The sequence below is a fragment of the Burkholderia cepacia complex sp. TUM26381 genome (assembly GCF_057439935.1).
In genome coordinates, this window is sequence record NZ_CM172007.1 from 1,209,884 (window position 1) to 1,234,234 (window position 24,351).

26 protein-coding genes are annotated in these 24,351 nt (G+C 69.3%); 22 read left to right on the forward strand and 4 right to left on the reverse strand.

The features are described from left to right. A complete protein-coding gene (locus tag ACWMMN_RS22190) occupies positions 1 to 447 on the reverse strand; it encodes a type II secretion system protein N (RefSeq protein WP_174991297.1) in 447 nt (148 codons plus the stop codon). A gap of 88 nt (positions 448 to 535) precedes the next feature. Here ACWMMN_RS22190 and gspG point away from each other — a divergent pair, with 88 nt between their 5' ends. From gspG to ACWMMN_RS22230, 8 genes are all read left to right on the forward strand, one after another. Next, positions 536 to 970: a type II secretion system major pseudopilin GspG gene (gene gspG, locus ACWMMN_RS22195; protein WP_486424089.1), complete on the forward strand. Its 435-nt coding sequence runs from the start codon at positions 536 to 538 to the stop codon at positions 968 to 970. 4 nt (positions 971 to 974) lie between these two features. After that, positions 975 to 1,478 (forward strand): GspH/FimT family pseudopilin, encoded by a 504-nt coding sequence (locus tag ACWMMN_RS22200; protein ID WP_226196351.1) that lies wholly within the window; start codon positions 975 to 977, stop codon positions 1,476 to 1,478. A gap of 28 nt (positions 1,479 to 1,506) precedes the next feature. After that, the gene (gene gspL, locus ACWMMN_RS22205; protein WP_486423955.1) at positions 1,507 to 2,982 is read left to right on the forward strand and encodes a type II secretion system protein GspL; all 1,476 of its coding nucleotides are present in this window, start codon (positions 1,507 to 1,509) and stop codon (positions 2,980 to 2,982) included. After that, positions 2,946 to 3,458 (forward strand): type II secretion system protein GspM, encoded by a 513-nt coding sequence (gene gspM, locus ACWMMN_RS22210; protein WP_486423956.1) that lies wholly within the window; start codon positions 2,946 to 2,948, stop codon positions 3,456 to 3,458. Before gspL ends, gspM begins: the two co-directional genes overlap by 37 nt. Before the next feature lie 165 nt (positions 3,459 to 3,623). Then, positions 3,624 to 4,370: a secretin and TonB N-terminal domain-containing protein gene (locus ACWMMN_RS22215; RefSeq protein WP_486423957.1), complete on the forward strand. Its 747-nt coding sequence runs from the start codon at positions 3,624 to 3,626 to the stop codon at positions 4,368 to 4,370. Between the two features lie 6 nt (positions 4,371 to 4,376). Then, complete coding sequence (locus ACWMMN_RS22220; RefSeq protein WP_059240062.1) at positions 4,377 to 4,925, forward strand: RNA polymerase sigma factor; 549 nt, start codon at positions 4,377 to 4,379, stop codon at positions 4,923 to 4,925. Between the two features lie 11 nt (positions 4,926 to 4,936). Then, the gene (locus ACWMMN_RS22225) at positions 4,937 to 5,932 is read left to right on the forward strand and encodes a FecR family protein (RefSeq protein WP_256086182.1); all 996 of its coding nucleotides are present in this window, start codon (positions 4,937 to 4,939) and stop codon (positions 5,930 to 5,932) included. 275 nt (positions 5,933 to 6,207) lie between these two features. Next, positions 6,208 to 6,468, forward strand: a complete 261-nt coding sequence (locus ACWMMN_RS22230; protein WP_174991293.1) for a FecR/PupR family sigma factor regulator — start codon at positions 6,208 to 6,210, stop codon at positions 6,466 to 6,468. Positions 6,469 to 6,716: 248 nt separating this feature from the next. Here the strand turns inward: ACWMMN_RS22230 and ACWMMN_RS22235 are convergent, their stop codons facing one another. Continuing rightward, the gene (locus ACWMMN_RS22235) at positions 6,717 to 7,541 is read right to left on the reverse strand and encodes a hypothetical protein (RefSeq protein ID WP_059240960.1); all 825 of its coding nucleotides are present in this window, start codon (positions 7,539 to 7,541) and stop codon (positions 6,717 to 6,719) included. A 164-nt stretch (positions 7,542 to 7,705) separates the two neighbouring features. Here ACWMMN_RS22235 and ACWMMN_RS22240 point away from each other — a divergent pair, with 164 nt between their 5' ends. Then, a complete protein-coding gene (locus tag ACWMMN_RS22240; protein ID WP_256086183.1) occupies positions 7,706 to 9,367 on the forward strand; it encodes a type II toxin-antitoxin system Phd/YefM family antitoxin in 1,662 nt (553 codons plus the stop codon). Between the two features lie 28 nt (positions 9,368 to 9,395). Here the strand turns inward: ACWMMN_RS22240 and gspK are convergent, their stop codons facing one another. Both gspK and ACWMMN_RS22250 read right to left on the reverse strand, forming a co-directional pair. Then, positions 9,396 to 10,391 (reverse strand): type II secretion system minor pseudopilin GspK, encoded by a 996-nt coding sequence (gene gspK / locus ACWMMN_RS22245; RefSeq protein WP_256086184.1) that lies wholly within the window; start codon positions 10,389 to 10,391, stop codon positions 9,396 to 9,398. A 33-nt stretch (positions 10,392 to 10,424) separates the two neighbouring features. After that, positions 10,425 to 10,988 carry a hypothetical protein gene (locus ACWMMN_RS22250; RefSeq protein ID WP_059240070.1) on the reverse strand — a complete coding sequence of 188 codons (564 nt, stop codon included), beginning with the start codon at positions 10,986 to 10,988 and terminating at the stop codon, positions 10,425 to 10,427. A 797-nt stretch (positions 10,989 to 11,785) separates the two neighbouring features. Here ACWMMN_RS22250 and ACWMMN_RS22255 point away from each other — a divergent pair. From ACWMMN_RS22255 to ACWMMN_RS22315, 13 genes are all read left to right on the forward strand, one after another. Beyond that, the gene (locus ACWMMN_RS22255; protein WP_226196354.1) at positions 11,786 to 13,438 is read left to right on the forward strand and encodes a ShlB/FhaC/HecB family hemolysin secretion/activation protein; all 1,653 of its coding nucleotides are present in this window, start codon (positions 11,786 to 11,788) and stop codon (positions 13,436 to 13,438) included. A gap of 65 nt (positions 13,439 to 13,503) precedes the next feature. After that, a complete protein-coding gene (locus ACWMMN_RS22260; protein ID WP_256086185.1) occupies positions 13,504 to 15,309 on the forward strand; it encodes a DUF2341 domain-containing protein in 1,806 nt (601 codons plus the stop codon). 19 nt (positions 15,310 to 15,328) lie between these two features. Then, complete coding sequence (locus ACWMMN_RS22265) at positions 15,329 to 15,739, forward strand: ExbD/TolR family protein (protein WP_027780971.1); 411 nt, start codon at positions 15,329 to 15,331, stop codon at positions 15,737 to 15,739. Positions 15,740 to 15,743: 4 nt separating this feature from the next. Continuing rightward, entirely contained in the window at positions 15,744 to 16,439 is a 696-nt protein-coding gene (locus ACWMMN_RS22270; protein ID WP_059240072.1) for an energy transducer TonB family protein, read from the forward strand. A gap of 137 nt (positions 16,440 to 16,576) precedes the next feature. After that, the gene (locus tag ACWMMN_RS22275) at positions 16,577 to 18,334 is read left to right on the forward strand and encodes a putative porin (protein WP_233464097.1); all 1,758 of its coding nucleotides are present in this window, start codon (positions 16,577 to 16,579) and stop codon (positions 18,332 to 18,334) included. Positions 18,335 to 18,346: 12 nt separating this feature from the next. Continuing rightward, complete coding sequence (locus tag ACWMMN_RS22280; protein WP_059240076.1) at positions 18,347 to 19,021, forward strand: hypothetical protein; 675 nt, start codon at positions 18,347 to 18,349, stop codon at positions 19,019 to 19,021. Between the two features lie 59 nt (positions 19,022 to 19,080). Beyond that, the gene (locus ACWMMN_RS22285; protein WP_486423958.1) at positions 19,081 to 19,668 is read left to right on the forward strand and encodes a YbjN domain-containing protein; all 588 of its coding nucleotides are present in this window, start codon (positions 19,081 to 19,083) and stop codon (positions 19,666 to 19,668) included. Next, positions 19,665 to 20,084, forward strand: coding sequence for a hypothetical protein (locus tag ACWMMN_RS22290; RefSeq protein ID WP_342705108.1), 420 nt, complete (start codon positions 19,665 to 19,667; stop codon positions 20,082 to 20,084). The genes ACWMMN_RS22285 and ACWMMN_RS22290 overlap by 4 nt, the downstream gene beginning before the upstream one ends. A gap of 44 nt (positions 20,085 to 20,128) precedes the next feature. Beyond that, a complete protein-coding gene (locus ACWMMN_RS22295) occupies positions 20,129 to 21,019 on the forward strand; it encodes a peptidylprolyl isomerase (RefSeq protein WP_059240082.1) in 891 nt (296 codons plus the stop codon). Positions 21,020 to 21,027: 8 nt separating this feature from the next. Next, complete coding sequence (locus ACWMMN_RS22300; protein WP_342705107.1) at positions 21,028 to 21,888, forward strand: hypothetical protein; 861 nt, start codon at positions 21,028 to 21,030, stop codon at positions 21,886 to 21,888. A 40-nt stretch (positions 21,889 to 21,928) separates the two neighbouring features. After that, positions 21,929 to 22,306, forward strand: coding sequence for a hypothetical protein (locus ACWMMN_RS22305; RefSeq protein ID WP_059240086.1), 378 nt, complete (start codon positions 21,929 to 21,931; stop codon positions 22,304 to 22,306). 76 nt (positions 22,307 to 22,382) lie between these two features. Further along, positions 22,383 to 23,843 (forward strand): Do family serine endopeptidase, encoded by a 1,461-nt coding sequence (locus ACWMMN_RS22310; protein WP_486423959.1) that lies wholly within the window; start codon positions 22,383 to 22,385, stop codon positions 23,841 to 23,843. Further along, complete coding sequence (locus ACWMMN_RS22315; RefSeq protein ID WP_486423960.1) at positions 23,840 to 24,331, forward strand: YbaB/EbfC family DNA-binding protein; 492 nt, start codon at positions 23,840 to 23,842, stop codon at positions 24,329 to 24,331. The genes ACWMMN_RS22310 and ACWMMN_RS22315 overlap by 4 nt, the downstream gene beginning before the upstream one ends. Positions 24,332 to 24,351: the final 20 nt, after the last annotated feature.

Below are 24,351 nucleotides of genomic sequence, written 5' to 3' on the forward strand. Positions count from 1 at the left end.
TCAGCGCACGAACGCGTTTGCCTTTTGCACGGCGGGCAGCGCGATCTCGCGTTGCAGGCCGTTGCGGTCGACGACGATCGAGCGCGCGCGGATTTCCGCGAGCTTCGCGGCTTCGCCGATCGCCGAGCCGAGCCGTACGACGCGCGCCGCTTCGCCGCCGACACTGACGATCGCGGCCGCGCGGCGTGCATCGAACGCGAGCACCCCGAGCAGCTGGATCGTGTCGCGGCCGTCGTCGGGTTTGGCGCCGAACAGCTGCGCGCCGGCCGTCACGTCGAAAGGTGCGGGCGGCGCGGTGCGGGCGGGCGGCGGTGCATCGGGCGCGTTCAGCACGCGTGCGGCCCACATCGAGACGGCGACGAGCGCCGCAGCGGCGGCGACGGTCGCGGCGAGCGGCATCGGATCGATGCGGGACGGAACGGTGCGGAGCAGGGCGAGCGGTTTCATGGCGACGGGTCGGTTCGATGAACGGGGAACAGCTTCCATTCTTTGACGCAAGGGTGAATGCATGATGACGCACCACGAAGCAGTCCGAATGCTGCATGCGCGCCGTCGCAAGCGACGCGGTTTCACGCTGATCGAGATCATGGTGGTCGTCGCGATCCTCGGGATTCTCGCGGCGCTGATCGTGCCGAAGATCATGAGCCGTCCCGACGAGGCGCGCCGCATTGCCGCGAAACAGGACATCGGCACGATGATGCAGTCGTTGAACCTGTACCGCCTCGACAACGGCCGCTATCCTTCGCAGGAGCAGGGGCTTGCCGCACTGATCCAGAAGCCGGCGACCGATCCGGTGCCGAACAACTGGAAGGACGGCGGTTATCTGGAGCGCTTGCCGAAGGATCCGTGGGGCAACGCGTATCAATACCTGAACCCGGGCGCGCACGGTGCGATCGACGTGTTCAGCTACGGTGCGGACGGCAAGCCGGGCGGCGAGGGGAATGATGCGGATATCGGTTCGTGGCAGTAACGGCATGACGATCGCGCATGCCAGGAGACGGCGCCCGTTCACGCGTGGTCGCGCGGCGGGTTTCACGCTGCTGGAGATGCTCGTCGTGCTGTTGATCGTCGGGCTGCTGGTCGCGGTCGTCACGCTCGCGCCGACGCGCAATCGCCGCACCGATCTGGCCGAGGAAGCGCAGCGGCTCGCGAACCTGCTCGAATCGGCCGGCGACGAAGCGCAGGTGCGCTCGATGCCGATCGCGTGGCAGCCGGTGGGCGGCGGGTACCGGTTCGTGCAGCGCACGGAAAGTGGCGCGTGGGCGCCGATGACGGACGATCTGTATCGCGCGCGCCGCTGGGGCGCCGAGGTGACGGGCGTGTCGGTGCGTTATACCGGCGGCGGCGAAACGCCGTCGCGGATCGTGCTCGGCAGCGAAAGCATCGACGTGCCGGTGACGATCACGCTGTGGTCCGGCGACGTGCGGATGGCCGTCGTCGGCACCGGCATCGGCAACTTCGTCGTGAGGCGGCCATGAGCGGCGTGCGAAGCGCCCGGGAGGCGCGATGACGAGCCTGGTCGTACTGTTGCCGTCGATCGGCACGTTCGATGCGTCGGGGTGGGAAGCAACCGAGATGCCGTACGCGTTGTTCGACCGGCGCGGGCAACGCGTGCGCGGAGGGCGGGCAAAGCGCGACGCGTGGCCGAAGGCCGCGTCGACCGTGCTCGTGCTCGCCGCACGCGATACGCTGCTCGTCGACGTGAACCTGCCGCCCGTGACGGGCACGAAGCTGCGGCGCGTGCTGCCGCATGCGATCGAGGAGTATCTGATCGGCGATGCGCAGCGAAGTCACGTCGCCGTCGGCCCGGCGGCAAGCGGCGATACGGCGCGGCCCGTGGCGGTCGTCGATCGCGAGCGGTTCCGCGAAGTGGTCGGTTGGTTCGACGATGCCGGCCATCGGCGCGTGCGTGCGGTGCCGTTGATTCACTGCTTGATGACGGCGGACCGTGAGCATGCGGATGGCGGCGAGCAGGGCACCGTGTTGCCCGAGCCCGCAACGTCGCCCCCATCGCGAGCATTGTCATTACCGAACGGCGACGAAGACGGCGAAGCGACGGTGCTCATGCGCAGTGAAGCCGATGCGCGGCTCGTCAGTCCACCGGCGTTGAGCGAAGTGGATGCCGGCCGCAGTGAAGCGGACGTACTGATCGTCTGTCCGCCCGCATCGAGCGAAGCCGATACCGATGCGGCCGGCCACCCGCTCCGGCTCGAACTGGCCGTCAGGCGGGGAGCGTCGGGGTTCGGCCTTGAAACGCGTGCGTCCGCACTGGATGCGACGATTGTCGAGTTGTCGAAACAGGATTCCGTGCGAGTGCACGCGCTGGTTGTCGACGTTCACGACGAGGTCGAAGGTGCTTCCACCGCCGCATCGGACCTGCGTGCTCGCATGTCCGGACATTCCGCATTTCCGCTCGCCGCACGCACGCTGCGGTGGGACACACTTGCACGCGGCGCGTACGACTGCAGGTTCGACCTGTGCCAGTTCGAATTCGCCCGCACCGCACGCGCTGACACGGGCGGATGGCGCCGCTGGCGCGTGCCTGCCGGCCTGGCGATCGCATCGGCCGCCGTCGCGATCGCGACGATCAACGTGCAATGGTTTCAGCTCCGTCATCGTCAGGATGCGTTGAATGCGGAACTGACGGCCCGCGTGAAAGCCGCCTTTCCCGAAACCACCGTGATGCTCGACCCGCCGATGCAGATGCGCACCGGGCTCGAACGCCTGCGTGCGGCGGCGGGCGAACTGCGCGCAAACGATTACCTGGTGCTGTCGGCGGCGCTGTCGCGCGCGCTCGGTCCGATTCCGTCCGATGCGATCGCGACGCTCGACTATCGCGACGGCACGCTGGCGATCGCCTTCCGTCCCGGTACCGCCGTCGACGGCGACGGATTCCGCCGGCGCCTGCAGGCCCAGGGCGTGACGGTCAACGAGGAGGAGGCGAAGTGGATGCTCGGTTCCACGCGGCCCGCGCCGCGCTGACGCAGTGGTTCGACGGACGTGCGCCGCGCGAGCGTGCGCTGCTGGCGTCGGGTGGTGCCGTGTTGCTCGCGGCACTGGTCTACAACGTGATGTGGGAGCCCGCATACACGGGCCGCGCGCGCATTGCGGCAAACCTGCCTGCATTGCAGAGCCAGGTTGCGGAAGCCGGCGGGCAACTCGCGGAGGCACGACGGCTGCGCGCGGCCGCCGCGATCCGGCCGCCGGCCGGTGCTGCATTGCGGGAAGCGCTGGCCGCGTCGCTCGCGCAGGCGGGGATCGCGAAGGCGCAGGTGGCGGTGCTCGGCGAAGGCATCCAGGTGGACGCGAAGGGCGTCTCGTTCGCTGCGTGGATGGACTGGCTCGACCGCATGCGCCGCACGCATCACGTGCGCGTCGTGAGTGGTCACGCGAGCGCGGACGGCAAGCCCGGCGTGACGACGGTTTCGGTGCTGCTGCAGCCGCAAACAGTGCGTTGAATGCGTACCGCACGACACTCGGGAAAGTATTGAATCGCTTCGCGGCACGGTTCACCTGACTGTCATAGTGCCCGCTCACAATCTGACGTTCGTTTGCCGCGGAACCGCTCACGGGGGGGCGCGTTCCGCACGGCAACGTGCAACTCCACTTCCGTCCAGGCATTCATGACTCGTTCACGGGCGCCGACCGGTGTCCTGGCGCTCGTTGCGTGGCTCGCGTTCGTCGTGCTGTGCATGCGCGGCGTGCACGCGCAGGAGCCCGGGTCCATCGGCCGTCAGCCGGGTAGCGCGGTGCATTTCGATCTGCCCGCGCAGCCGCTCGCGAAGACCTTGCAGGACTTCGCGCGGCTCACCGAGCTGATCGTGCTGGCGCCGGCGCCGCTGCTCGACGGGCGCACGAGTGCGCCGGTCCAGGGTGAATTCGCGCCGCGCGACGCGCTCGAGCGGATGCTGGCCGGAACGGGGTTGCGTGCGGAATTCTCGCGTCCGGACGAAGCGATCATCGTCGCGCAGCCGGCCGCCGAGATGGCGCCCGCGACGGCCGACAGGCCGCCGGATGCGGCCTTGCCGATCGACGGGATCGGCGATTTCGGCGATCGGCGCGCGTTCGCGGGCCTGCTGCAGGCGCATCTGATCGATGCGCTCTGCGCGCAGCCTGCGGCCGTGCCGGGCAGCTATCGACTCGTCGCGCAGGTGCGCATCGACAACAGGGGGGCGGTGGTGGCGGTCAACATGGTGGCATCGAGCGGTTCGGCCGCCCGCGACGCGGCGGTAATGCGCGCGCTGCGTGCATTGAAGCTGGACGACGCGCCGCCTGCGGACCTGCCGCAGCCGGTCACGATCCTGCTGCGGCCGGCCGGCAACGGCGTGCATTTCCGCTGTCCGGCGCCGCAGCCGGCGGTTCGGGGCTAGGCCGCCATGTCCGACAGCAACCGCAGCGGGCTCCGGAATCTGCTGGCGACGCGCTATGCGTATCTCGTCAGGCGCCTCGAGCGCGTGACGGGGTCGAAGGACGGCGCCGCCGACGCGCTGCACGAAACCTGGCTGCGTCTCGAGAATGCGAACGTCTCCACGCAGGTGACGAACGCGGACGCCTATATACTCGGGATGGCGAACAATGTTGCAATCGACCAGCATCGCCGCGAACGGCGTCATCTGCACGACGACGATGTCGAGACGCTGCTGGAAATGCCCGACGAGCTGGCCGACCCCGAGCGCATCGTCGCGGCGCGCCGCAAGGTCGAGACGCTGAAGGACGTGCTGCGCGGCCTGCCGCCGCGGCGCCGCGCGATCCTGCTGGCCGCCCGCGTGGACGGCCTGCTGAACCGCGAGATCGCCGAGCATTTCGGCATTTCGCTGCGGCTCGTGGAAAGCGAACTGAGCGCGGCGATGAAGTACTGCCTGCAACGCATGCAGGAAGACGGTGATCCGTACTCGGGCACGCGAGGCGGCCCGCGTAAATTTTGAGCATCCGGACGATGACGAAAGCCCAGGCCCAACCTGCCCACGACGAACTCGACGAAGCGAGTGCGTGGCTGCTGCGTCTGCGCTCGGGGGACGCGAGCCAGGCCGAAGCCGACGCGTTCGAGCGCTGGTGCGCAGATCGTCCGCAAGCCGCCGATCTGCTGCGCGACACCTGGAGTTCGCTGCGCACGGCCGCGACCGAACTCGCGCACGAGGAGCGCACGGCCGCTGCCTGGGCAAACGTTGCAAAGCGCGAGCGCACGATGCGCACCGGGCGTCGCGCGTTCATCGGCTTCGCGGTCGCGGCCGGCGCGTCGTGGCTCGCGCTGCGCCCGCCGATGCAGCTGTGGCCTTCGCTGGGCGACATGGTGGCCGATTACCATACCGGCACCGGCGAGCAGCGCAGCGTTGCGCTGTCGTCGCGCGTCACGGTCGAACTGAATACGCAGACACGTCTCGACGTGTTGCCGGCGAGCGATGCGCCGCACGGCGTCGAAGTCGTCGCGGGTGAGGCGGAGATCGACGCGGTCGCGCCGCCGGCCGGCCGCGCGACGCCGATCCAGCCCGTCACGGTGGTCGCGGGCGGCGGCCGCATGCAGGCGACGGTCGCGCGTTTCAACGTGCGGCGCACCGGCACGCAGGTCTGCGTGACCTGCCTGTCCGGTACGGTCGCGCTCAACCATCCGCGCGGTGCGCGTACGCTGAACGCCGACGATCAGGTGGTCTACGACGATCGCGGCGTGCAGCCCGTGTCGCGGATCGATCCGGGCGCCGTCAGCGCGTGGCGGCGCGGCATGCTGGTGTTCAACGGCGTGCCGCTGTCGGACGTCGTCGACGAGATCAACCGCTACCGGCACGGCAAGGTCATCCTGCGCAGCGCGTCGCTCGGCGCGAACCGGATGCAGGCGCAGTTCCCGATCACGCGGCTCGACGACGTGATCGACATGGTCGGCCGCCTGTACGGCGCGCACATCACGCGCCTGCCCGGCAACATCGTGCTGCTGAGCTGACGCGGCTTCCTGCGGCTTCCCGCGTCTTCCGTTTCCTTCCGTTCTCCCTTTCTCCGTCAGGCGGCTGCATCGCCGGTGCCGGGGCTGCCCGCGCTGCGGGTTACGGCCCTTCGATACGACTTTATCCATGAGGGCCGGCAAACGCCGGGCCGTCTTTCGTGACGGCCCGGCGGGGCGTCGTCGGACCCGAGGCGTGGGTGGCAAGCGCCCCGTCCGCGCAGCGATGCGCGGTGCGGGGAAGGTGTGTCGAATGAGCTTCGGGCGGTGGCGTGATCATGAACGAATCGCAACGGGATACGGATTCCGGCGACGCGAACACGCGCGCCGACGCAATCCGCGAGGGCGCGGTGCGCTGGCTGCTGTGGTTGCGCGCCGGCGACACGACGGAACAGGAGCGCGACGCCTTCGGGCGCTGGCGCGCGCAGAGCGACGAGCATGCGCGCACGGTCCGCGAACTGATCTGGATGTGGGCCGTGCTGGAGCTGGTCGGCCGCCAGGAACCTGGCGAGCCGGGCGGGCCGACGCGCACGCATTGACGGGATGGCGGGCGTTTCAAGAAAGTCTGCGGGTTAGGCGCACCCGCTTCGACCTTGTATATGAGAGAGCGAGGGGGCCGTGAAGAGGGGCCGTGAAGAGGGGCCATGAAGCGCGGCCGCAAAGCGGGGCCGCGGCAGGGAGACCGGGGAACGGGAGCCGGAATGGGCTTCCGGATCGCCGTGCACGCACGGCGGCCGGCGCGCGGCGAGATTGCGCCGGCCGGGCCACGAAAGCCCGGCTGCACGATTCAGGATGGCGACCCGTGCTGCAGGCCGGCGCGTGCGCCGCTCCATGCGGCGTCGAGCGGATCGCCGGCGTCGCGCAGCGGCTCGCGCAGAAAGGGAAAACGTTCGACGAACGGTGCGGATTCTTGCAGGGCCACAATATGGTTGACCATCCAATGCAGCAGTTCGCCACCGTGCCGGACCTGTTCCGGCCGCCAGTCCGGCATCGTCGAGAAGAGGGCGGAGAAGCCGCTCCAGCGCGACGGACGATCGTTGTCGCCAGGGCGGAAATAGGTATTCATCGCGACGTCGTGCGCGTCGGTCAGCGTACCGACGAACAGCCCGTGCGGCGTCGGCACGCCGATCTGCTGCCAGCCTTCCGCGAGGGCCAGCGAGCGCATCACGCGCGCCGCGACGAACGCGATGCGCGTCTCATGCTCGATTTCCGCGAGCGACATCACCCCGTTGCGCTGCATGCAGCGCGCGACCGCGTGCGGCCGGATGGCGTTCGACGCGAAGCTGCGCAGCACGAGATCGGGCACCGTCAATTGAAGCTGGAATTCGCGCAGGCCGTGCTCGGCGCTCATCGTCGAGAAATTGACGAACAGCCCTTCCACGTGACCCAGTGCGCCCACGTACGGCTCGAGCCCGAGGCGCGCGAGCTTCGGCGCGATCTGGCGCTCGAGCAGCCGCAGCAGGTTGCGGCGGTTGCGCACGCCGGTGAAATCGTCGATGCCGCGCGTGACGACGTCGCTGATTTCCCAGCGGCGCTCGTCGGCGACGAGCCGCGGGGAGCCGCTCAGGTCGAACCGGGCGCGACCGTGCGCCACGCGTGGATCTACGTACATGCCGGTGCCTCGTGCATCGATTGCGGGCGGACCGCCGCGACGGCGCATCGTCGCGCGGATCGGGTCGCCCACGATGCTGCGGTGTCGCGCACGGCCCGTCAAGTGCGAATGCGCCGCGACGCCGGCCAGCCGGCTGGCCTGGCCGAACAGTGGGGAGTGACCGCATGATGCGCACGATCGTGGAACGCTTCGTCGAACAGAGCCCGATGACGATCATGACGCGGCTCGTGCTGCAGTGCGCGCTGCATGACGACTGGATCGACACGGCGGCCGACGCGGACGAAGCGCTCGACGACGAGTCGATTCGCGAGACGCTGTTCGCGCTCGCGGTCGACGCGATCGCGGCACTGGCCGCGCAGACGCAGACGCAGATGCAGATGCCTCAGGTACAGCAGCCAGCGGCGGGAAATGCGTCGTCCGCATCCGCCGCCGCCGTGGCCGCGCTGCACGACGACATGAGCCGATGGCGGGCCGGCTGGGGGCGTGCGCTCGTCCGGGACAGCGCCGATCTGCTGCTGCCTGTCGCGGCGGCGCGGGCCGACGAACGGGCGGGCGGGTCCGGCGGCATGCGGCTGCGCGTGCTGGACGGCGCCGGTTGCGCGCCCGCCGCAGCCGGTTGCGGCTGCGGCCGCGCGTGCGACGATCCGGTGCGCGACGCGGCGATCGGCGTGACGGGCGCACGCGTGTTGCCGGTCTACGATCCGGATCTCGCGATGATCGTCGACCTGCTGCCGGTCGAGCGCGGCCGTGCGCACGAACGTGCGTTCGTCGGCGCACTGCTGGAAACGGTGCGGCCCGGCGAGCTGTGGATCGTCGACGGCCGTTTCGATACCGATGCGATCGTGTCGGGCTGGCCGCGCCGCGGCGGCGCGTTCGTGCTGCGCGATGACGGCGCCGCGGTTGCGTGCCGGCCGCCCGGCGGCTGGCGCGATGCCGGTCCGCTGGACGGCGGCGACGTGCGCGAGCAGGCGGTCGGCACGGCGGGCGACGGCGATACGGCCGGTACGCTCAGGCGGATCGAATGGCGCCGCCACGCGCCCGATGACGGCGCGACGGTCGCGGTGCTGACCAACCTGCCGGCCGAACAGTTCGACGCGTGCCAGGTGATGCAGATGGCGCGCCGCCGCTGGCGCGACGCGTTGCCGTTGCCGCTCGATGCCGTATTCGACGGCATGCCGTTCGGCGGCGTGCCCGCGCGCGCGTCGCTGCTCGCGAGCGGGATCGCGGCACTCGCGTACAACGCGTTCAGCGTGATGGCGCGTGTCGTCGCCGGCTCACTCGGCCTCGACGATCGCGACGCGGAACGCGTGCCGGCGCATATCGCCGACGGCGTCGCGGCCACCTACGCAGGGATGATGATCGCGCTGCCGCCCGATTGGTGGCGGCGCTACGACCAGTTGCCGGCGGCGACGCTCGGCCAGATCGTGCGGATGCTGGCCGTGCACGTCGATCCGCGCAGCGAGCGGCGCAGGCGCCGCGACAACCGGTTGTCCGCGAAATCGCAGGCGCTGCTGCGCGCGGCGACGCTCGAAAGCCTGCTGCACGACGACGGCGGCGATCCGGCCGCGAACGTGTTCAGCCTGCGCACGATCGCAATGGCGACGCGCGATTTCAGCAGCAATCCGTCGAAGGCGCTGCGGCACGCGGGCGAAGCGCTCGTGATGGTGACCAAGTACAACCGGCCGATCGCGCTGCTCGTGTCGATCGACGACTGGAACCGGCTGCTCGGCGAGGTGCGCGAGACGAGCCTCACGCGGCTGTCGTTCGACGGCGCGGCGACGCAGGGCATGCGTGCGGTTGCGTTGAGCGAATCGTCGCTGAACTAGCCGGCGGCGCGGCGCGCGGGCGTCGCGCTCAGCTCGTCAGGCGGTGAACCCAGATCACCGAGGTCCACGTGAAATTGCCGCTGCCGTAGCGCGCGATCAGCGTGTCGACGCGCGCGTTGATGCGCGGCGAATGCACGCGGCAATGGACGATGAAGTAGGTGCTGTTGACGCCGACGACCGAACCGTCCGGCAGCGTCGGATTGCCGCCGCGCGCGGGCAGCAGGTACTCGGCGACGTCGCCGGTGCTGACGAAATACGCGGTGCCGCGCCGGTCGACGAGCCGTTTGGCCTGGCTGGGCGACAGCGTCGGGATCGCGGCGACGAGCACGGGCTCGGCCGCGGTATTGGCGTTGACGGTGGTGAGATCCGGCAGGACCGTCGCGTACGGCGCGAGCGTCTCGATCGCATGCGTATCGTAGCCGGGCACGCGCGCGAGATCGTCGATGGAAACGAGCTGCAGCGGCCAGCCGCCGGGGCCGTTCGTGTCGCGCAGCGAGCGCAGCATGTAGTCGGCCGTCTGCTGCGCGAGCCCGGGATCGAGCGACAGCTGGCCGAGCAGCCGCCGGTAGGCGAGCACGCCTTCGCCGTTGGCCTGCCACGGCTTGCCGGGCGCGATGCGCATCACGAGGTTCGTCAGGTTGAAGCGCGCCTGCGCATCCTCGACATGACCCGAGACCCACGCGCGCGACAGTTCCGCGTTGACCGCCGCGGCATCGGGCGGCAGCAGGTCGGCGAGCTGCACGTCGGCGGCCGGCGACGACCACGGCTGGCCGACGAACGTGACGTTCGACGTCGCGCTCTGCGCGCGCAGCGTGGCGCGCGCCCATTCGACCGCCGCGCGTTCGACCCACATCGTCTGCGTGGCCAGCCGCTGGTTCTCGACGTCGCGCGTCGCGACCTGCTGGCGCCACAGCACGCTGGCCGCGAGCGTCGCTGCCAGTGCGACGACGAGCAGCACCGTCACGATCGCGATGCCGCGTTCGCGCGGCCGCCGCGCCCTTCCGGATCTTCCATGTCGATGCATGCGCATGCTCCTGCTATCGCGGCGCGATGGCGCTCAGGGCTCGAACGCCAGCCACGCGTGTGCGATGCTCGCATGCGCAGATGACGTGACGCCGAACATCGCGGTGAGCCCGGCCACCCAGAACGCGAGCGTGGCGGGATGCGTGCCGTCGGCTGTCAGGGCAAGCGGGCCGACCAGCGAAGCGATCGTATGCGAGCGCCACAGCAGCAGGACGAACAGCGCGCAGCCGACCGCCATCGCGACGAAGAACAGGTACAGCGCAACCGTCGTGCGCCGCGTGAACGGGGTGCGGTGATGCCGCTGGTTCGTCGCGACGATCGCGGCGCCGTTGGCGACCGGCACGATTGCCATCGCGAGCATCCAGAACAGCGGCTGGTCGCTCGACGCATTGATCAGCAGCAGCGTGCCGATCGTCCAGATCGGCGGTGCGAGTATCGTGAGCACGCACCACGACGCCAGTTGCCAGGCCAGCCAGGGCGCGCGCCAGCGCAATGGACGCCGCGCCCCGGCGAACAGGTCAGGTTGCCGGCCGGCGGTCGCGGTATGGCCGGACAGCCGAGCGGCGAGCCACCTCGCGAACATCGTGGCGAATGACATGGATCGATCCCGTCGTTGATGTTTTTACCCAATAGCTAGGACGAAGCGGGCCGCCGCAAACCGCAGGATTTCGCATGACCGGGATACGTTGCACGGCGCCGCATCGCAAACCCGGCGTGCGGAAACGGTCTCGCGAGCGTTTCGTGAATATCTTCAGCGGAATGTCACAAAAACTTCCCGGTTGAAACCCGAGGATTGTCGTGCCGTCACAGGGGGCGCGCCTGGCGCGACGCCTTCGGAGCGGCAATTCGTTTGCCGGCGATCGCGCATGCGCGCGACGTGCGGGCGCCTTGACGGCCACGGCGGACGATACGCACACGAAACGGGGGCCACGCACATTCCTGCACAACGTCCCGCGCGATGCGCGCGGGTGCTCGTTGCGCGCGCATTGCAGGCCGCCCGCTGGCGGCCTTGTCCCGTTTCCGGCGTCGAGCCGGGCGGCCTGCGAAAAAAAGTTTGCGGCAATGCGCGCCCGGTTCCGTCTAGATAGGTGAGAGCGGCGACTCGTACGCCGCGCACGACGGCGGTCGCCGATCGACGCAACAGTGCCGATGCGTCGTCGGGCGGCCGGTCGTGACGATGCGCATCGCAAGTTGCGGGTTTTCCGGATTCGCTTCGTCCTTTCCGGTAGATGCGGTCGAACGCACCGGGTACGGGATTCGGGAAAAGCATTGCGCAGATCATGATAAGGATGGCGAATCAATCGTCATCAAAGTGAAACAGGCAACTGATAGCGAAGCGAGCGGCGGGTGCAGGCCGCTTCGCCGCGATCCGGAACAACAAAAGGGGAATGGCGCATGCCGCCGAGAGTAGACCGCAAGTCACGCGAACGATGGCGGCTGAATTGCCGATGCCTGGCCGGTGCGGTGCTGGCCGGCGGGTTGAGCGTCGCGCCGGGCATTCATGCGCAGGAAGCCGCGCCGGCCGTGAAGGCGGCGCCGGCCGCTCCGCAGTCGTTCGACGTGAACGCCTTCGTGGTGCGCGGCAACACGATGTTGCCGACGCTCGAGATCGAGAAGGCCGTGTATCCGTTCGAAGGGCCGGGCCGCACGCTCGCCGACGTGAACGCGGCGCGCGATGCGTTGCAGAAGGCGTACCAGGACCGTGGCTACCAGTCGGTCGTCGTCGAGTTGCCGCAGCAGCAGGTCAAGAACGGCGTGATCCTGCTGAAGGTGACCGAGGCAAAGGTCGGGCGCCTGCGCGTGGACGGCGCGAAGTACAACTCGCCGCAGAACATTCGCGACGCGGTGCCCGCGCTCGCCGAAGGCCAGGTGCCCGATTTCAACCAGGCGCAGCAGCAGCTCACCGACCTGAACCGCTCGGCGGACCGCCAGGTGATCCCGGTGCTGAAACCGGGCGCGCTGCCGCAGACGGTCGACGTCGACCTGAAGGTCGACGATCGCAGCCCGCTGCACGGCTCGCTCGAACTGAACAACGACAACAGCCCGGGCACGTCGACGCTGCGCACGACCGCGAGCCTCAGCTATTCGAATCTCTGGCAGCTCGGCCACGTGATTTCCGGCACCTATGTGATCGCGCCGCAGCATCCGAACGATGCGCGTGTCTACGCGTTCTCGTATCTCGCGCCGATCAAGGATTCGCGCTGGAGCTTCCTTGCGACGGTCGTGCATTCGGACAGCAACGTGGCGTCGGTCGGCAACACCAACGTGCTCGGCAAGGGCACCACGTACGGTTTCACCGCGATCTATTCACTGCCGGCGTCGGAGACCTACGCGCATTCGGTCAGCATCGAGATCGACCGCAAGCATTACGACGAAGACGTGTCGCTGCCGGGCCAGGGCGGTTCGAAGGCGCCGCTCACGTACGTGCCGGTGACGTTGTCGTACAACGGCCAGCTGAGCCTGAAGAACTCGCAGACGTCGTTCTCCGCGTCGCTGACGACCAACATCCGCGGCCTCGGCAGCGACTGGGGCGCCTGGGACAACAAGCGCTACAACGCGACGCCCGATTTCGTGTACGGCAAGTTCGACGTGAACCACACGCAGCGCTTCGCGAACGACATGCAGGCCAATGCGCACGTGAACGCACAGATCTCGAACTCGCCGCTCGTGTCGAGCGAGCAGTTCGCCGCGGGCGGGATGAACAGCGTGCGCGGCTACATGCAGGCAGAGAACACGGCCGACAGCGGCGTGATCGCGTCGGTCGAGCTGCGCAGCCCGTCGGTCGCGAAGTGGCTCGGTGGCGCGGTCGGCAGCCGCCTGAACGAGTGGCGCTTCCACGCATTTTTCGACGCGGCGCACCTGTGGCTGCTGAGCCCGCTGCCGGAGCAGACGGCGCGTTTCAACCTGATGAGCGTCGGCGTCGGCACGCGGCTGCAGCTCATGAAGTACGCGAGCGCGGATTTCGAGGCGGGCTGGCCGTTGAAGGCGGGCGTCTATACGCGGCAGTACAGCCCGCGGTTCGATTTCTACGTAAGGCTGGGGTTCTGACGGTTTTTTTGATCGTGGCGGGGCGATGCGACGAGCGCGGCGCCCGCCCATTCGGGGAGTGGATCGTGAAGCGAGTCTTGTTTTTCCTGTTGGCGGTGATGCTCGGCGTATTGCCCGGCATCGCGAACGCATGGTGGCAGAACGACTGGTCGTACCGGAAGGCGATCACGATCGACGCGAGCGCGAAAGGCGCGAACCTCGCGGAATCGGCCGGCCGCGTGCCGCTGCTGATCCGCCTGCATGCCGGCAACTTCCAGTTCGACGGGCTGGCCGACAACGGCGCGGATATCCGCTTCGTCGCCGCCGACGACAAGACGCCGCTGAATTTCCATGTCGAGCAATACGATCCGGTGCTCGGCGTCGCCCTCATCTGGGTCGACGTGCCGAAGATGCCGGCCGGTGCCGCCGAGTCGATCTGGATGTACTACGGCAACAAGAAGGCGCCGGACGGCGGCAAGCCGGCCGAGACGTTCGATGCGGACTACACGCTCGTCTACCACTTCAACGGCGCGGCGGGCGCTCCGCCGAAGGATGCGACTGCTTACGGCAACAACGCGCCGAACGCGTCGTTCCGCACGGTCGAGGACGGCATCGTCGGCAAGGGCGCGCGGTTCGACGGCACGGGGTCGCTGACGCTGCCGGCGAGCGCGTCGTTGAATGTGCCGGCCGGTGGCAGCTTCACGTTCAGCGTGTGGGTGAAGCCGTCGGCGCTGGCGGCGAACACGCTGGTGTACAGCCACCGCGACGGCGCGAACGCGCTGCTGATCGGTCTCGACAACGGTGTGCCGTTCGCGGAAGCCGACGGCGCGGCCAACAATCCGGCGCCGGTGCGCACGCCGGCCGTCCCGCCGGTCGCGGCGAACCAGTGGACCCATCTCGCCGTCACGGCCGACGGCAAGAACCTGACCGTCTACGTGAACGGCAAGCAGGCCGCGCAGGTCGCGGCGACGCTGCCGGCGCTGAACGGCGCGGCGACGGTCGGTGCGGACGCCGCCGGCGCACCGGCCGGGTTTGCCGCGTATGCGGGTGCGCTCGACGAACTGCGTCTGTCGAAGATCGCGCGTTCGCCGGCGGCGATCGCCGTCGACGCGCTCGCGCAGGGCTCGGAATCGAAGCTCGTCGCGTACGGCGCCGATGAAAAGCAGTCGGGCTTCGGGTTCGGCTACTTCGGCGTGATCGTGCAGTCGGTGACCGTCGATGCGTGGGTCGTGATCGCGATCCTGCTCGGCATGGCGCTCGTGTCGTGGGTCGTGATGTGGACGAAGGCGCGCTACGTCGGCACGGTGGACAAGGCGAACCTGTATTTCGTGCAGCGCTTCCGCGAAGTGGCCGGGCGTCACCTGGTCGGTCTCGCGCATGTCGACGAAGCGAGCGTCGACGGCCGCCGGCTGTACCAGTCGTCGCTGTACCGCCTGTACCAGGCCGGCGTGCATGAGATCCACAGCCGCGTGGACGGCAACGGCCGCACGGTGATCACGTCCGAATCGATCGAGGCGATCCGTGCGTCGATGGACGCGACGCTCGTGCGCGAGAACCAGAAGCTGTCGAAATCGATGGTGCTGCTGACGATCGCGATCTCGGGCGGCCCGTTCCTCGGCCTGCTCGGCACGGTGGTCGGCGTGATGATCACGTTCGCGGCGATCGCGGCGGCCGGCGACGTGAACGTGAACGCGATCGCACCGGGTATCGCGGCCGCGCTGCTCGCGACGGTGACGGGCCTGTTCGTCGCGATTCCGGCGCTGTTCGGCTACAACTACCTGCTGATCCGCAACAAGAACGTGACCGCGAACATGCAGGTGTTCGTCGACGAATTCGTCACGCGCCTCGCCGAAGCCCACCGCGCGCCCGATCACGCGGTGCTGGCCGACTGACCGCACGCAGGAGACCACCATGCAGGTTCAGGACGACGACAAGCCGTACGACGACATCAACATCACGCCGATGCTCGACCTCGCGTACGTGCTGCTGATCATCTTCATCATCATGACGACCGCGTCGGTGCAGGGCATCAAGGTCGACCTGCCGAAGGCGAGCTCGTCCGCGAGTCTCGCGAAGCCGAAGACGAAGGCGATCACGGTCGCCGATTCGGGGCAGGTGTTCCTCGACGCGTATCCGGTGACGATGGACGAACTCGAAAGCCGGCTGCGCACCGAGAAGGCGACCAATCCGGAATTCCCGATCGTGCTGAAGGGCGACGCGGCCGTGCAGTACCAGAAGGTCATGGACGTGCTCGACCTGTTGCGCCGCCTCGACCTGTCGCAGGTCGGGCTCGTGACCGGCAAGGCGAAGCAGGGCGGCTAGCGCGATGGAAATGACCTACAACGGCGGCCCGCCGCAGAAAGGCCCCGGCCGCTTCGTGAAGCCGGTTGCGATCGCGCTCGTGCTCGCGGGGCTGGCCGCGCTGATCTGGCGTTTCGCGGGCGATACCGCGGGCGTGAAGCGCGTGAGCGCGCCGCAGGTGACGACGGTGATCCCGTTGCCGCCGCCCCCTCCGCCGCCGAAGCAGAAGCCGCCGCCCGAGAAGGTGAAGGAAGAGGTCAAGACGCCGGTCGACCGGCCGACGATCGCGCCGAAGCCGTCCGAGGCGCCGAAGCCGTCGGACAACCAGCCGAAGCAGATGACGATGAATGCCGATGCGCAGGCCGGCAGCGACAACTTCGGCATCGGCGCGGGCGACGGCTCGGGGATGGTCGGCAGTGGTGGGGGCGGCGGGACGTTTGGCAGTGACGGTTACTCGCAGTATCTCAGCAGCGTCTTTCAACACGCGGTTCAGCAGGACAAGCACGTGCAGGAGGCAGGCGGCAATCGGTACACGGTCCGCCTGAATCTGTGGCTGGACCCAGCCGGGCACATCACGAAGGTCGAGATTACGCAATCGACCGGCGATCCGAGGCTGGATGCGGCGATCGTCGCGTCGATCGAGTCGATCGGCAAGATCGACGAACCACCGCCTCCCGGCGTGCGTTATCCGAAGTGGGTGACTTTGACCGGACGGAGCTAGACGGGGGCGGTACGGGAATCACGGGGCGGGTCCGGCGAGAGGGCTGTGCCAGGAAAAATACAGTAGATACGCGGAGAGCTGGAATGATTCGGAAGAAGAGAAATTGCGGCGAGCATGACGGCAATGAAGGAGTGCAGATGAGGCGCTCGCGTGTCAGTGCCGCCGTGGTCATGCTCGGGTTGACCTGCGCATCCGTCGCGCACGGGCAGTCGCTCGAGGCGCAGGCGGCATCGGGGAAGGCCGCGCCGACGGAAAGCGTGGTGATCAACCTGATCAACCTGCTCGTCAAGCGCGGCGTGCTCACGCAGCAGAATGCGAACCAGCTGATCAGCGAGGCGCGTACCGAAGCCACGCAGGCCAGGGCGGCCCGCGCGTCGGGCGCACCGGTCGTGGCGGGCGGCGTGGTCAACCCGCCGACGCAGCCGGGCGACGTCGCGGTGCCGTATGTGCCGCAGCTCGTGCGTGACCAGATCCGCGACCAGGTGAAGCAGGAAGTGATCGCGCAGGCGAAGTCCGAGAACTGGGCGCAGCCGAACACGTTCCCCGACTGGGTGTCGCGCATCAAGCTCGACGGCGACCTGCGCGTGCGCGACGAGTATCACTTCTACGGCAGCCGTAACGCGAACAACGTCACGAACTTCGCGGCGATCAACCAGGGCGGCGGGTTCGACATCAACCCGAACACCAACACGACGCAGCTGCCGACGCAGAACACCACGCAGAACCGCAACAACCTGCTACGCTACCGTGCGCGGCTCGGCGTGACCGCGACGCTGTCCGACGACATGACGGCCGGCCTCCAGCTCGCGAGCGGCAACGACAACGGGCCCGTATCGACGACGTCGACTGCCGGCGGCGGCTGGGGGAAGAAGAACATCTGGCTGAACAAGGCGTTCTTCGCATACAAGCCGACCTCGTGGCTGAACCTGACGGCCGGCCGTTTCGACAATCCGTTCTTCAAGTCGGATCTCGTGTTCTCCGACGACCTGATGATGGACGGGCTGGCCGCGAACCTGCGCCATGCGCTGCCGTGGAATCCGGACGTCACGCTGTTCGGCACGCTCGGCGTGTTCCCGATCCAGTACACGAGCGAGAACTTCCCGTCGAACAGCACCGACAAGGCCGGCAGCGACACGAAATGGATGTTCGGCGCGCAGTTCGGCGCGGACTGGAAGATCGACGCGAAGAACCGGCTGCGCGGTGCGGTCGCGTACTACGACTTCCAGAACATGCGCGGCACGCTGTCGTCGCCGTGCGCGCTGTATCTCGGCGCGACGAACTGCAGCACCGACAACCAGGCGCCGGCGTTCATGCAGGGCGGCAACACGCTGATCGCGCTGCGCAACATCGTGCAGAACCCGAACCTCGCGCCGGGGATGACGCCGCAGCCGCAACTCTTCGGGCTCGCGTACAACTACCGGCTGCTCGACCTGAAGGCGCAGTGGGACACGGTGGTGGCCGACCGCTTCAAGCTGCGCCTGGACGGCGAATACGTGCGCAACCTCGCGTACAACGACAACAAGGCGTTTGCGGCGGCGTCGCTGCCGGTCAACAACTACGAATCGACGACGGTGAACGCGACACGTGCCGACTATCGCAGCGGCCCGAACGGCTTCCTCGCGAAGGCGACGGTCGGCGAGCCGGAGCCGCGCGAGAAGGGCCAGTGGAATTTCTCGATCGCGTACAAGTACCTGCAGCCGGACGCCGTGCTCGACGCGTTCAACGATCCCGACTTCCATCTCGGCGGCACCAACGCGCGCGGCTACGTGATCGGCGCCGCGTATGCGGTCGCGCGCGATACATGGGTGTCGGCCCGCTACCTGAGCTCGAAGGAAGTGTACGGGCCGCCGGTATCGATCGACGTGCTGCAGATCGAGCTCAACGCTCGCTTCTGACCGGAGCCGCGAATGAACACGATCACTCGCACGATGCTGGCGGCCGGCGTGGCCGGCGCGCTGCTGTTCGCGGCCGGCGGCGCGCACGCGCAGGGCATCGAGGACAAGCTGCGCAGCCAGTTGCGCACCACCGTGCAGGAGCTGCGCCAGTTGCAGGACAACCAGGCGCAGTTGCAAAGCGACAAGGCGGCGGCCGAGAAGCAGCGCGACGACGCGCTCGCGCAACTGAAGGCGATGCAGGGGCAACTGGCGGCGGCGCGCGGCGATTCGGGCGCCGAGGCGGCCGCGAAGCGTGCGCTCGCGCAGGAGCGGGCCGGCCGGGAGCAGGACGCGAAGTCGCTGGCGAAATACAAGTCGTCCTATGAGGACCTGCTCGCCGTATCGCGCGCCCGCGATACGCAGCACACGCAACTGCAGAAGGACGCCGCTGCGCGCGACACGCAACTGAAAACCTGCCAGGCCCACAATGCCGAGCTGTATCGCGTGGGGCACGAGATTCTCGATGCGTACGAGCACGTCGGGATCGGCACGTTCTTCTCGTCGCGGCAGCCGTTCGCGCAGTCGGCGCGCGTGAAGTACGACGATCTCGCGCAACGCTACGGCGATGCGCTGTATGCGGGCAAGTACGATCCGGCCGCGCGTCCGGCCGCTGCTGCTGCGGCGGCTTCGGCGGCGAGCGCACCGTGAGCGTGCGGCCCGGCATCTCGCTTGATTTCATCGATTCGCCGATTACGAGGAAGACAGACATGCAAGACACACAACCGAACGCCGGCGACGAACGCGCGGCACACGATGCGCCGATCGAAGCGATCAGCGCCGACCGTCTGGCCGACGTGCTGCGCCGCGCGGGTTACCGCGTGACGGCGGCCGAACAGAACGGCGCGGTGCAGCTCATGAGCGCGAGCCAGGGCATCGGTTTCGCGGTGCGCTTCGGCAACCCGGCCGCGGCGCTCGCGCCGCAGGGCAGCGACGTGGCGCCCGCCGCGCTGCCGTACATCGACTACACGTTGTCGTGCGTGCTGCAGGTGCAGGGCGAATTGCCGATCGAACTCGTTGCGGACTGGAACCGCACCAAGCGCTTCGCACGTCTCGCGAGCCACGGGCCGTTTCTCGCGCTGGAGATGGACGTGGTCGTCGCGGGCGGCGTGTCCGAGCGCTACCTGCGCTCGACGATCGAGCTGTGGGATCGCCTGATCCAGGAATTCCTGCTGCACTTGCGCAACCGTCCGGCGATGGCGGAGCAGGAGGCGGCCGCACGTACGGCGGCGGGCAGTCAGGATCGCGAATCGGCCGCCGTCGCAACGGCCGGATTCGAGGCCGCCGCGCAATCGTGATCGCCGCCGGCCGGATCGCCGCCGCTCTGTGCGCGTGGCTGCCGGGTCGCAAGCGATCCGGCGCGATGCCCGCCGGCGATGCGCCCGCAGTGTGGGGCGCGTATGCGCAACGCGTCGCGCCGTGGCTGCACGCGGTACTCGATGGCGACGACGCACCCGCACGCGATCTGCGTGCCGGCGTCGAGCGCTGGGCCGACGCGCAGGCCGGGACCGGCGGCGACGGGGCCGTGCTGCCGGTGCGCGCGTGGTTCGACCGGCGCGGGCGCGTGACGCGCGTCGATAGCGGGGCGGGCGGGCAGCCGGCGCTCGATGCCGCGCTGCATGCGGCGCTCGTCGGCCGGACGGTCGGCATTGCGCCGCCGCGCGGGATGGCGCAACCGCTGGTGCTGCGCGTGACGCTGACAGGTTCGCGCTGACGCGGCATCCGCGTATCCAGAACAATCCAGAGGGCAATCGAACGATGATGACGAAGATGAAGATGCGGGCGATGGTGGCAGGCAGTCTCGTGCTGGGTGCGCCGCTGGTTGCGCACGCACAGGACGACGTGATCGCGAATGCCGCACAGACGTCGGTAACGCAGGCCGACATCGCGGGGCTGTTGAAGTCGGTGAGCCCCGAAGGGCGCGAGCGCCTTGCGGCCGATCCCGCGGCGCTGGACCAGGTCGTGCGTTCGACGCTCGCGCAGAAAGCCGTGCTGGCCGAGGCGAAATCGAAGGGCTGGGACAAACAGGCGCAGGTGCAGGCGGCCGTCGAGCAGGCGCAGCGCGATATCGTCGTGCGCAGCTATCTGGCGTCGGTGAATGCGCCGCCGGCCGACTACCCGTCGGACGCGGAGCTCCAGTCCGCCTACGACACGAACCGCGCCGCGTTCACCGCGCCGCGCGCGCTGCACGTCGCGCAGATCTATATCGCGGTACCGCCGAACGCGGATGGCGCGACGCTCGAGAAGGCGCGCAAGCAGGCGGCCGATCTCGCGAACCGCGCGCGCAGCGGCGACTTCGCGGCGCTGGCGAAGGCGAATTCGCAGGACAAGGCGAGCGCCGCCAATGGCGGCGACCTCGGGTTCGTGCCCGACCAGCTGATGGTGCCGGCGGTCCGCCAGGCGGCCGATGCGCTGAAGCCGGGCCAGGTGTCCGCGCCGGTCCGCACGCCGGCCGGCTTTCACGTGGTGAAGCTGATCGACAGTCGCGCGGCCGCGCCGCGCCCGCTGGCCGACGTGAAGGAGCAACTGCGCGCGATGCTGCGCGCGCAGCGCACGCAGCAGAATGCGCAAACCTATCTCGCGAAGCTCGCCGCGAACGCGCCGATCAACGAAGACGCGCTGAAGAAAGCGCTCGCGTCGGCCCGGTAGGCACGCTCATGGCAACTGTCCGTTCGACGCCGCGCATCGCGGCGCCCGACGCGCGCACGCCCGGGCGGCGGCGCCCGGCCGCGGCCGCCGATCGTCCGCGCATGCCGAAGGCGAACCCGTGGCCGGGCCGGCCCGGCGAGTGGCCGACGCATTGTCCGCTGTGTTTCGGTGCGCTGGAGCCGCTGCCCGGTGCGGGCGGGTATGCGCGGCACCGGAGCGCGCGATGTTCCGCGCAGTGCGTGCTCACGACGCGCCAGTACCAGCCGGAGGAGCTGACGATTCGCGGCTCGCGCGACGTGCAGGTCGCGGCCCGTCATCGCGAGCGTTTCATCGCGCAGTGGTCGCGCCATTACGCGCTGATGCGCCGCGTGTGGCCCGCGCTGACGATCGGGCGCTTCATCGCGGTGATCTCGTGCGCGGATGTCGCGGATCTCTGGTCGTACCGGATGTTGCGCGACGACGATCTCGCGGCCTTGCTGCTCGTGCTGGCCGGTTTCCTGCGCGTGCCGGATACGTCGGGCGCCGCTGCGTCGGGCGCTGCAGCGCCCGGTGCCGATACATCGGGCTCCGAGGCGCGCCCGCCCGCGGTGCGCTGGGTGCGTTTCTGGTTCGACGCGAGCGTGCGCGACGCCGGCGAGCTGTGGACGGCCGGCAACGACGCGCCGCCGCTGTTCCGCGTCGACTACCGGGAACCGCTCGTCACGCCGTATCCAACCGGCGCGCAGGTGCACGCGTGGCAGCCGGTCGACGGGATGCGCGAGGCGTGGGCACGGCATGCCGATGCGGATGAGCCGGCCGTCAGCTCTGCCGACCGCGCGGCGTTCGCGCGCTTCCTGGCTCGCGCGCCGGTGTCGGGTGCGGGCGGTTGACGGCATGCCCGCGATGGAGTCGTCACGGATGGAGGGGCGGATGAAGATGCAACGAAGCGGAATCGCGGCGATCGTCTGCGTGCTGCTGGCGGCCGGCGCGCATGCGCAGGGCAGCCGCGCGGGCCCGGGTGGGTCCGCACCGGCCGGTCCGGGTTCGGCGGCGAAGCCGGTGTGCGTCGATGCGGAAGTCGACGGCCGGCGCGCGCTGTCGTACGACTGCCTGAGCGAGCAACTGAAGCCGAAAGCCGACGCGCAGGCGGGCGCCTCGCAAACGGATTCGGAGCGGCTGTCGAAACAGCCGTCGAACCGTCTCGGCACGTTCAACCTGTCGACCGAGAGGAACCGCTTCGGCTCGAACTGGGGCCGGTCGGTGACGCCGCAACGGCCCGATGCGCCGGTTGCGGTGCCGCCGAGGTAACGGAGGCGGCCGCCAGTGCGGCAAAGGCATCGATGAGCCGGCGGCGTGCCGGCGCGAACCGACGAGGAGCGGCACCATGACAGCGGGCGGGCACACGGGGCGGGCGGCGGTGCTGCGGGCGATCGCGGGGGCGCTCGCGATCGCGTACGCAGGCGCAAGCGCCTGCGCGGCGGCACAGTCCGTCGAGCGGCCCGCGCAGGCGGTGGCCGTTCCGCCGACCGTCGCGCTGCCGAACTTCGCCGCGCTGGTCCGGCGTGTCGGGTCGGCCGTCGTCAACATCAGCGTCACGCGCGAGGTCACGCAGATGGGTATCCAGCTGCCGCCGGGCATCGCGCCCGACCATCCGCTCGCACCGTTTCTCGCGCGGCGCGTGATCGGCAACCGGGAGGAAGTGAGTCTCGGCTCGGGTTTCATCGTCAGTGCGGACGGCGTGATCCTGACCAATCGTCACGTGGTCGGCGACGCTGTGAGCATCGACGTGAAGCTGACCGACAAGCGCCAGTTCAAGGGGCGCGTGATCGGCAGCGATCCGGTGTCCGATGTCGCGGTGATCCGCATCGACGCGCACAACCTGCCGGTCGTCGCGACCGGCGATCCGGCGCGCACCGAAGTCGGCGACTGGGTGATGGCGATCGGGTCGCCGTACGGGTTCGCGAACACCGTCACGCAGGGCATCGTCAGTGCGAAGTCGCGCTCGTTGCCCGGCGAGCAGGCAATTCCGTTCATCCAGACCGACGTGCCGATCAACCCCGGCAATTCGGGCGGCCCGCTGTTCGATCTCGGCGGCCGCGTGATTGCGATCAACTCGATGATCTTCTCGAAGACGGGCGGCTATCAGGGGCTCGCGTTCGCGATTCCGATCGATATCGCGCTCGACGTGAAGGACCAGTTGCTGCGTACCGGCAAGGTCACGCGCGGCCGGCTCGGCGTGGCCGTGCAGGAAGTGAGCCAGGCGCTCGCGCGCTCGTTCGGCCTCGCGAGCCCGGATGGCGCGCTGATCACGATGGTCGAGCCGGACGGCCCGGCCGCGCACGCGGGCCTGCAGGCAGGTGACGTCGTGCTCGCGGTCGACGGCAGGCCGGTCGCCGAATCGGCGGATCTGCTCGGCACGGTGGCGGGCATGCGGGCGGGGCGGCAGGCCGACCTGCTCGTGTGGCGCGCGGGCCGGGCGATGCATGTGATCGCGACGGTCGCCGCGGTCGACAGCGGCACGGCGCCGGCCGGTGCCGAGCAGGGCCCGGCGCGGTTCGGACTCGCGCTGCGTGCGGCGACGGAGCCGGAGCGCCTGCGGCTCGGCGTCGGTCAGGCACTCGTCGTCGAGCAGGCGAGCGGCCAGGCCGCTCGCGCGGGTTTGCAGCCCGGCGATATCGTGCTGTCGGTCAACGGCACGCCGGTCGCGAGCATCGGTGCGCTGATGGCCGGGATCGACGCCGCGCACGGCAACGTCGCGCTGCTGGTTCAGCGGGGCGGCACGCGGCTGTATCTGCCGATCGAGATCGGACGGGCGGACCCAACGTCGAAACGGGAGGCGGGATGAAGCAAATGCAAAGGCGGGGCGCATCCGGATGGCTGCGCGCGATCGTGGCTGCCGCCGTACTGGCGTTGGGAGTTGCGCCGGCGTTCGCGCAGACGGCCGACGTGCCGCCAACGTGGCTCCGCTACGGCCAGCTCGCCGGGCAGCAGTTCCAGACGTGGCTCGAAGCGGACGGCGAGGCGGCCGACCGGCTCCATCGTTATCTCGAGACACGCGTGCTGAACGCGCGCGCCGATGCGCCGCCGCCCGCGATCGTCGTGCGTGCGTGGATCGGCGCGAACGGCGTCGTCACGCGCGTCGAGTTCGCGTCGCTCGGCGATCCCGACGCGGACGCGGCACTGCGGCAGCTCCTGACGGCCGGCCCGCTCGCCGAGCCGCCGCCGCGCGACATGCTGCAACCGTTGCGCGTGCGCCTGCGGCTCGCGCCGAATCCCGATGCGGACGCCGCCGCGCCGGCGTCGGCGTCCGCGGCGCGCGCGATGACGTTCTGAGCCGGATCGACGTCGGCCGA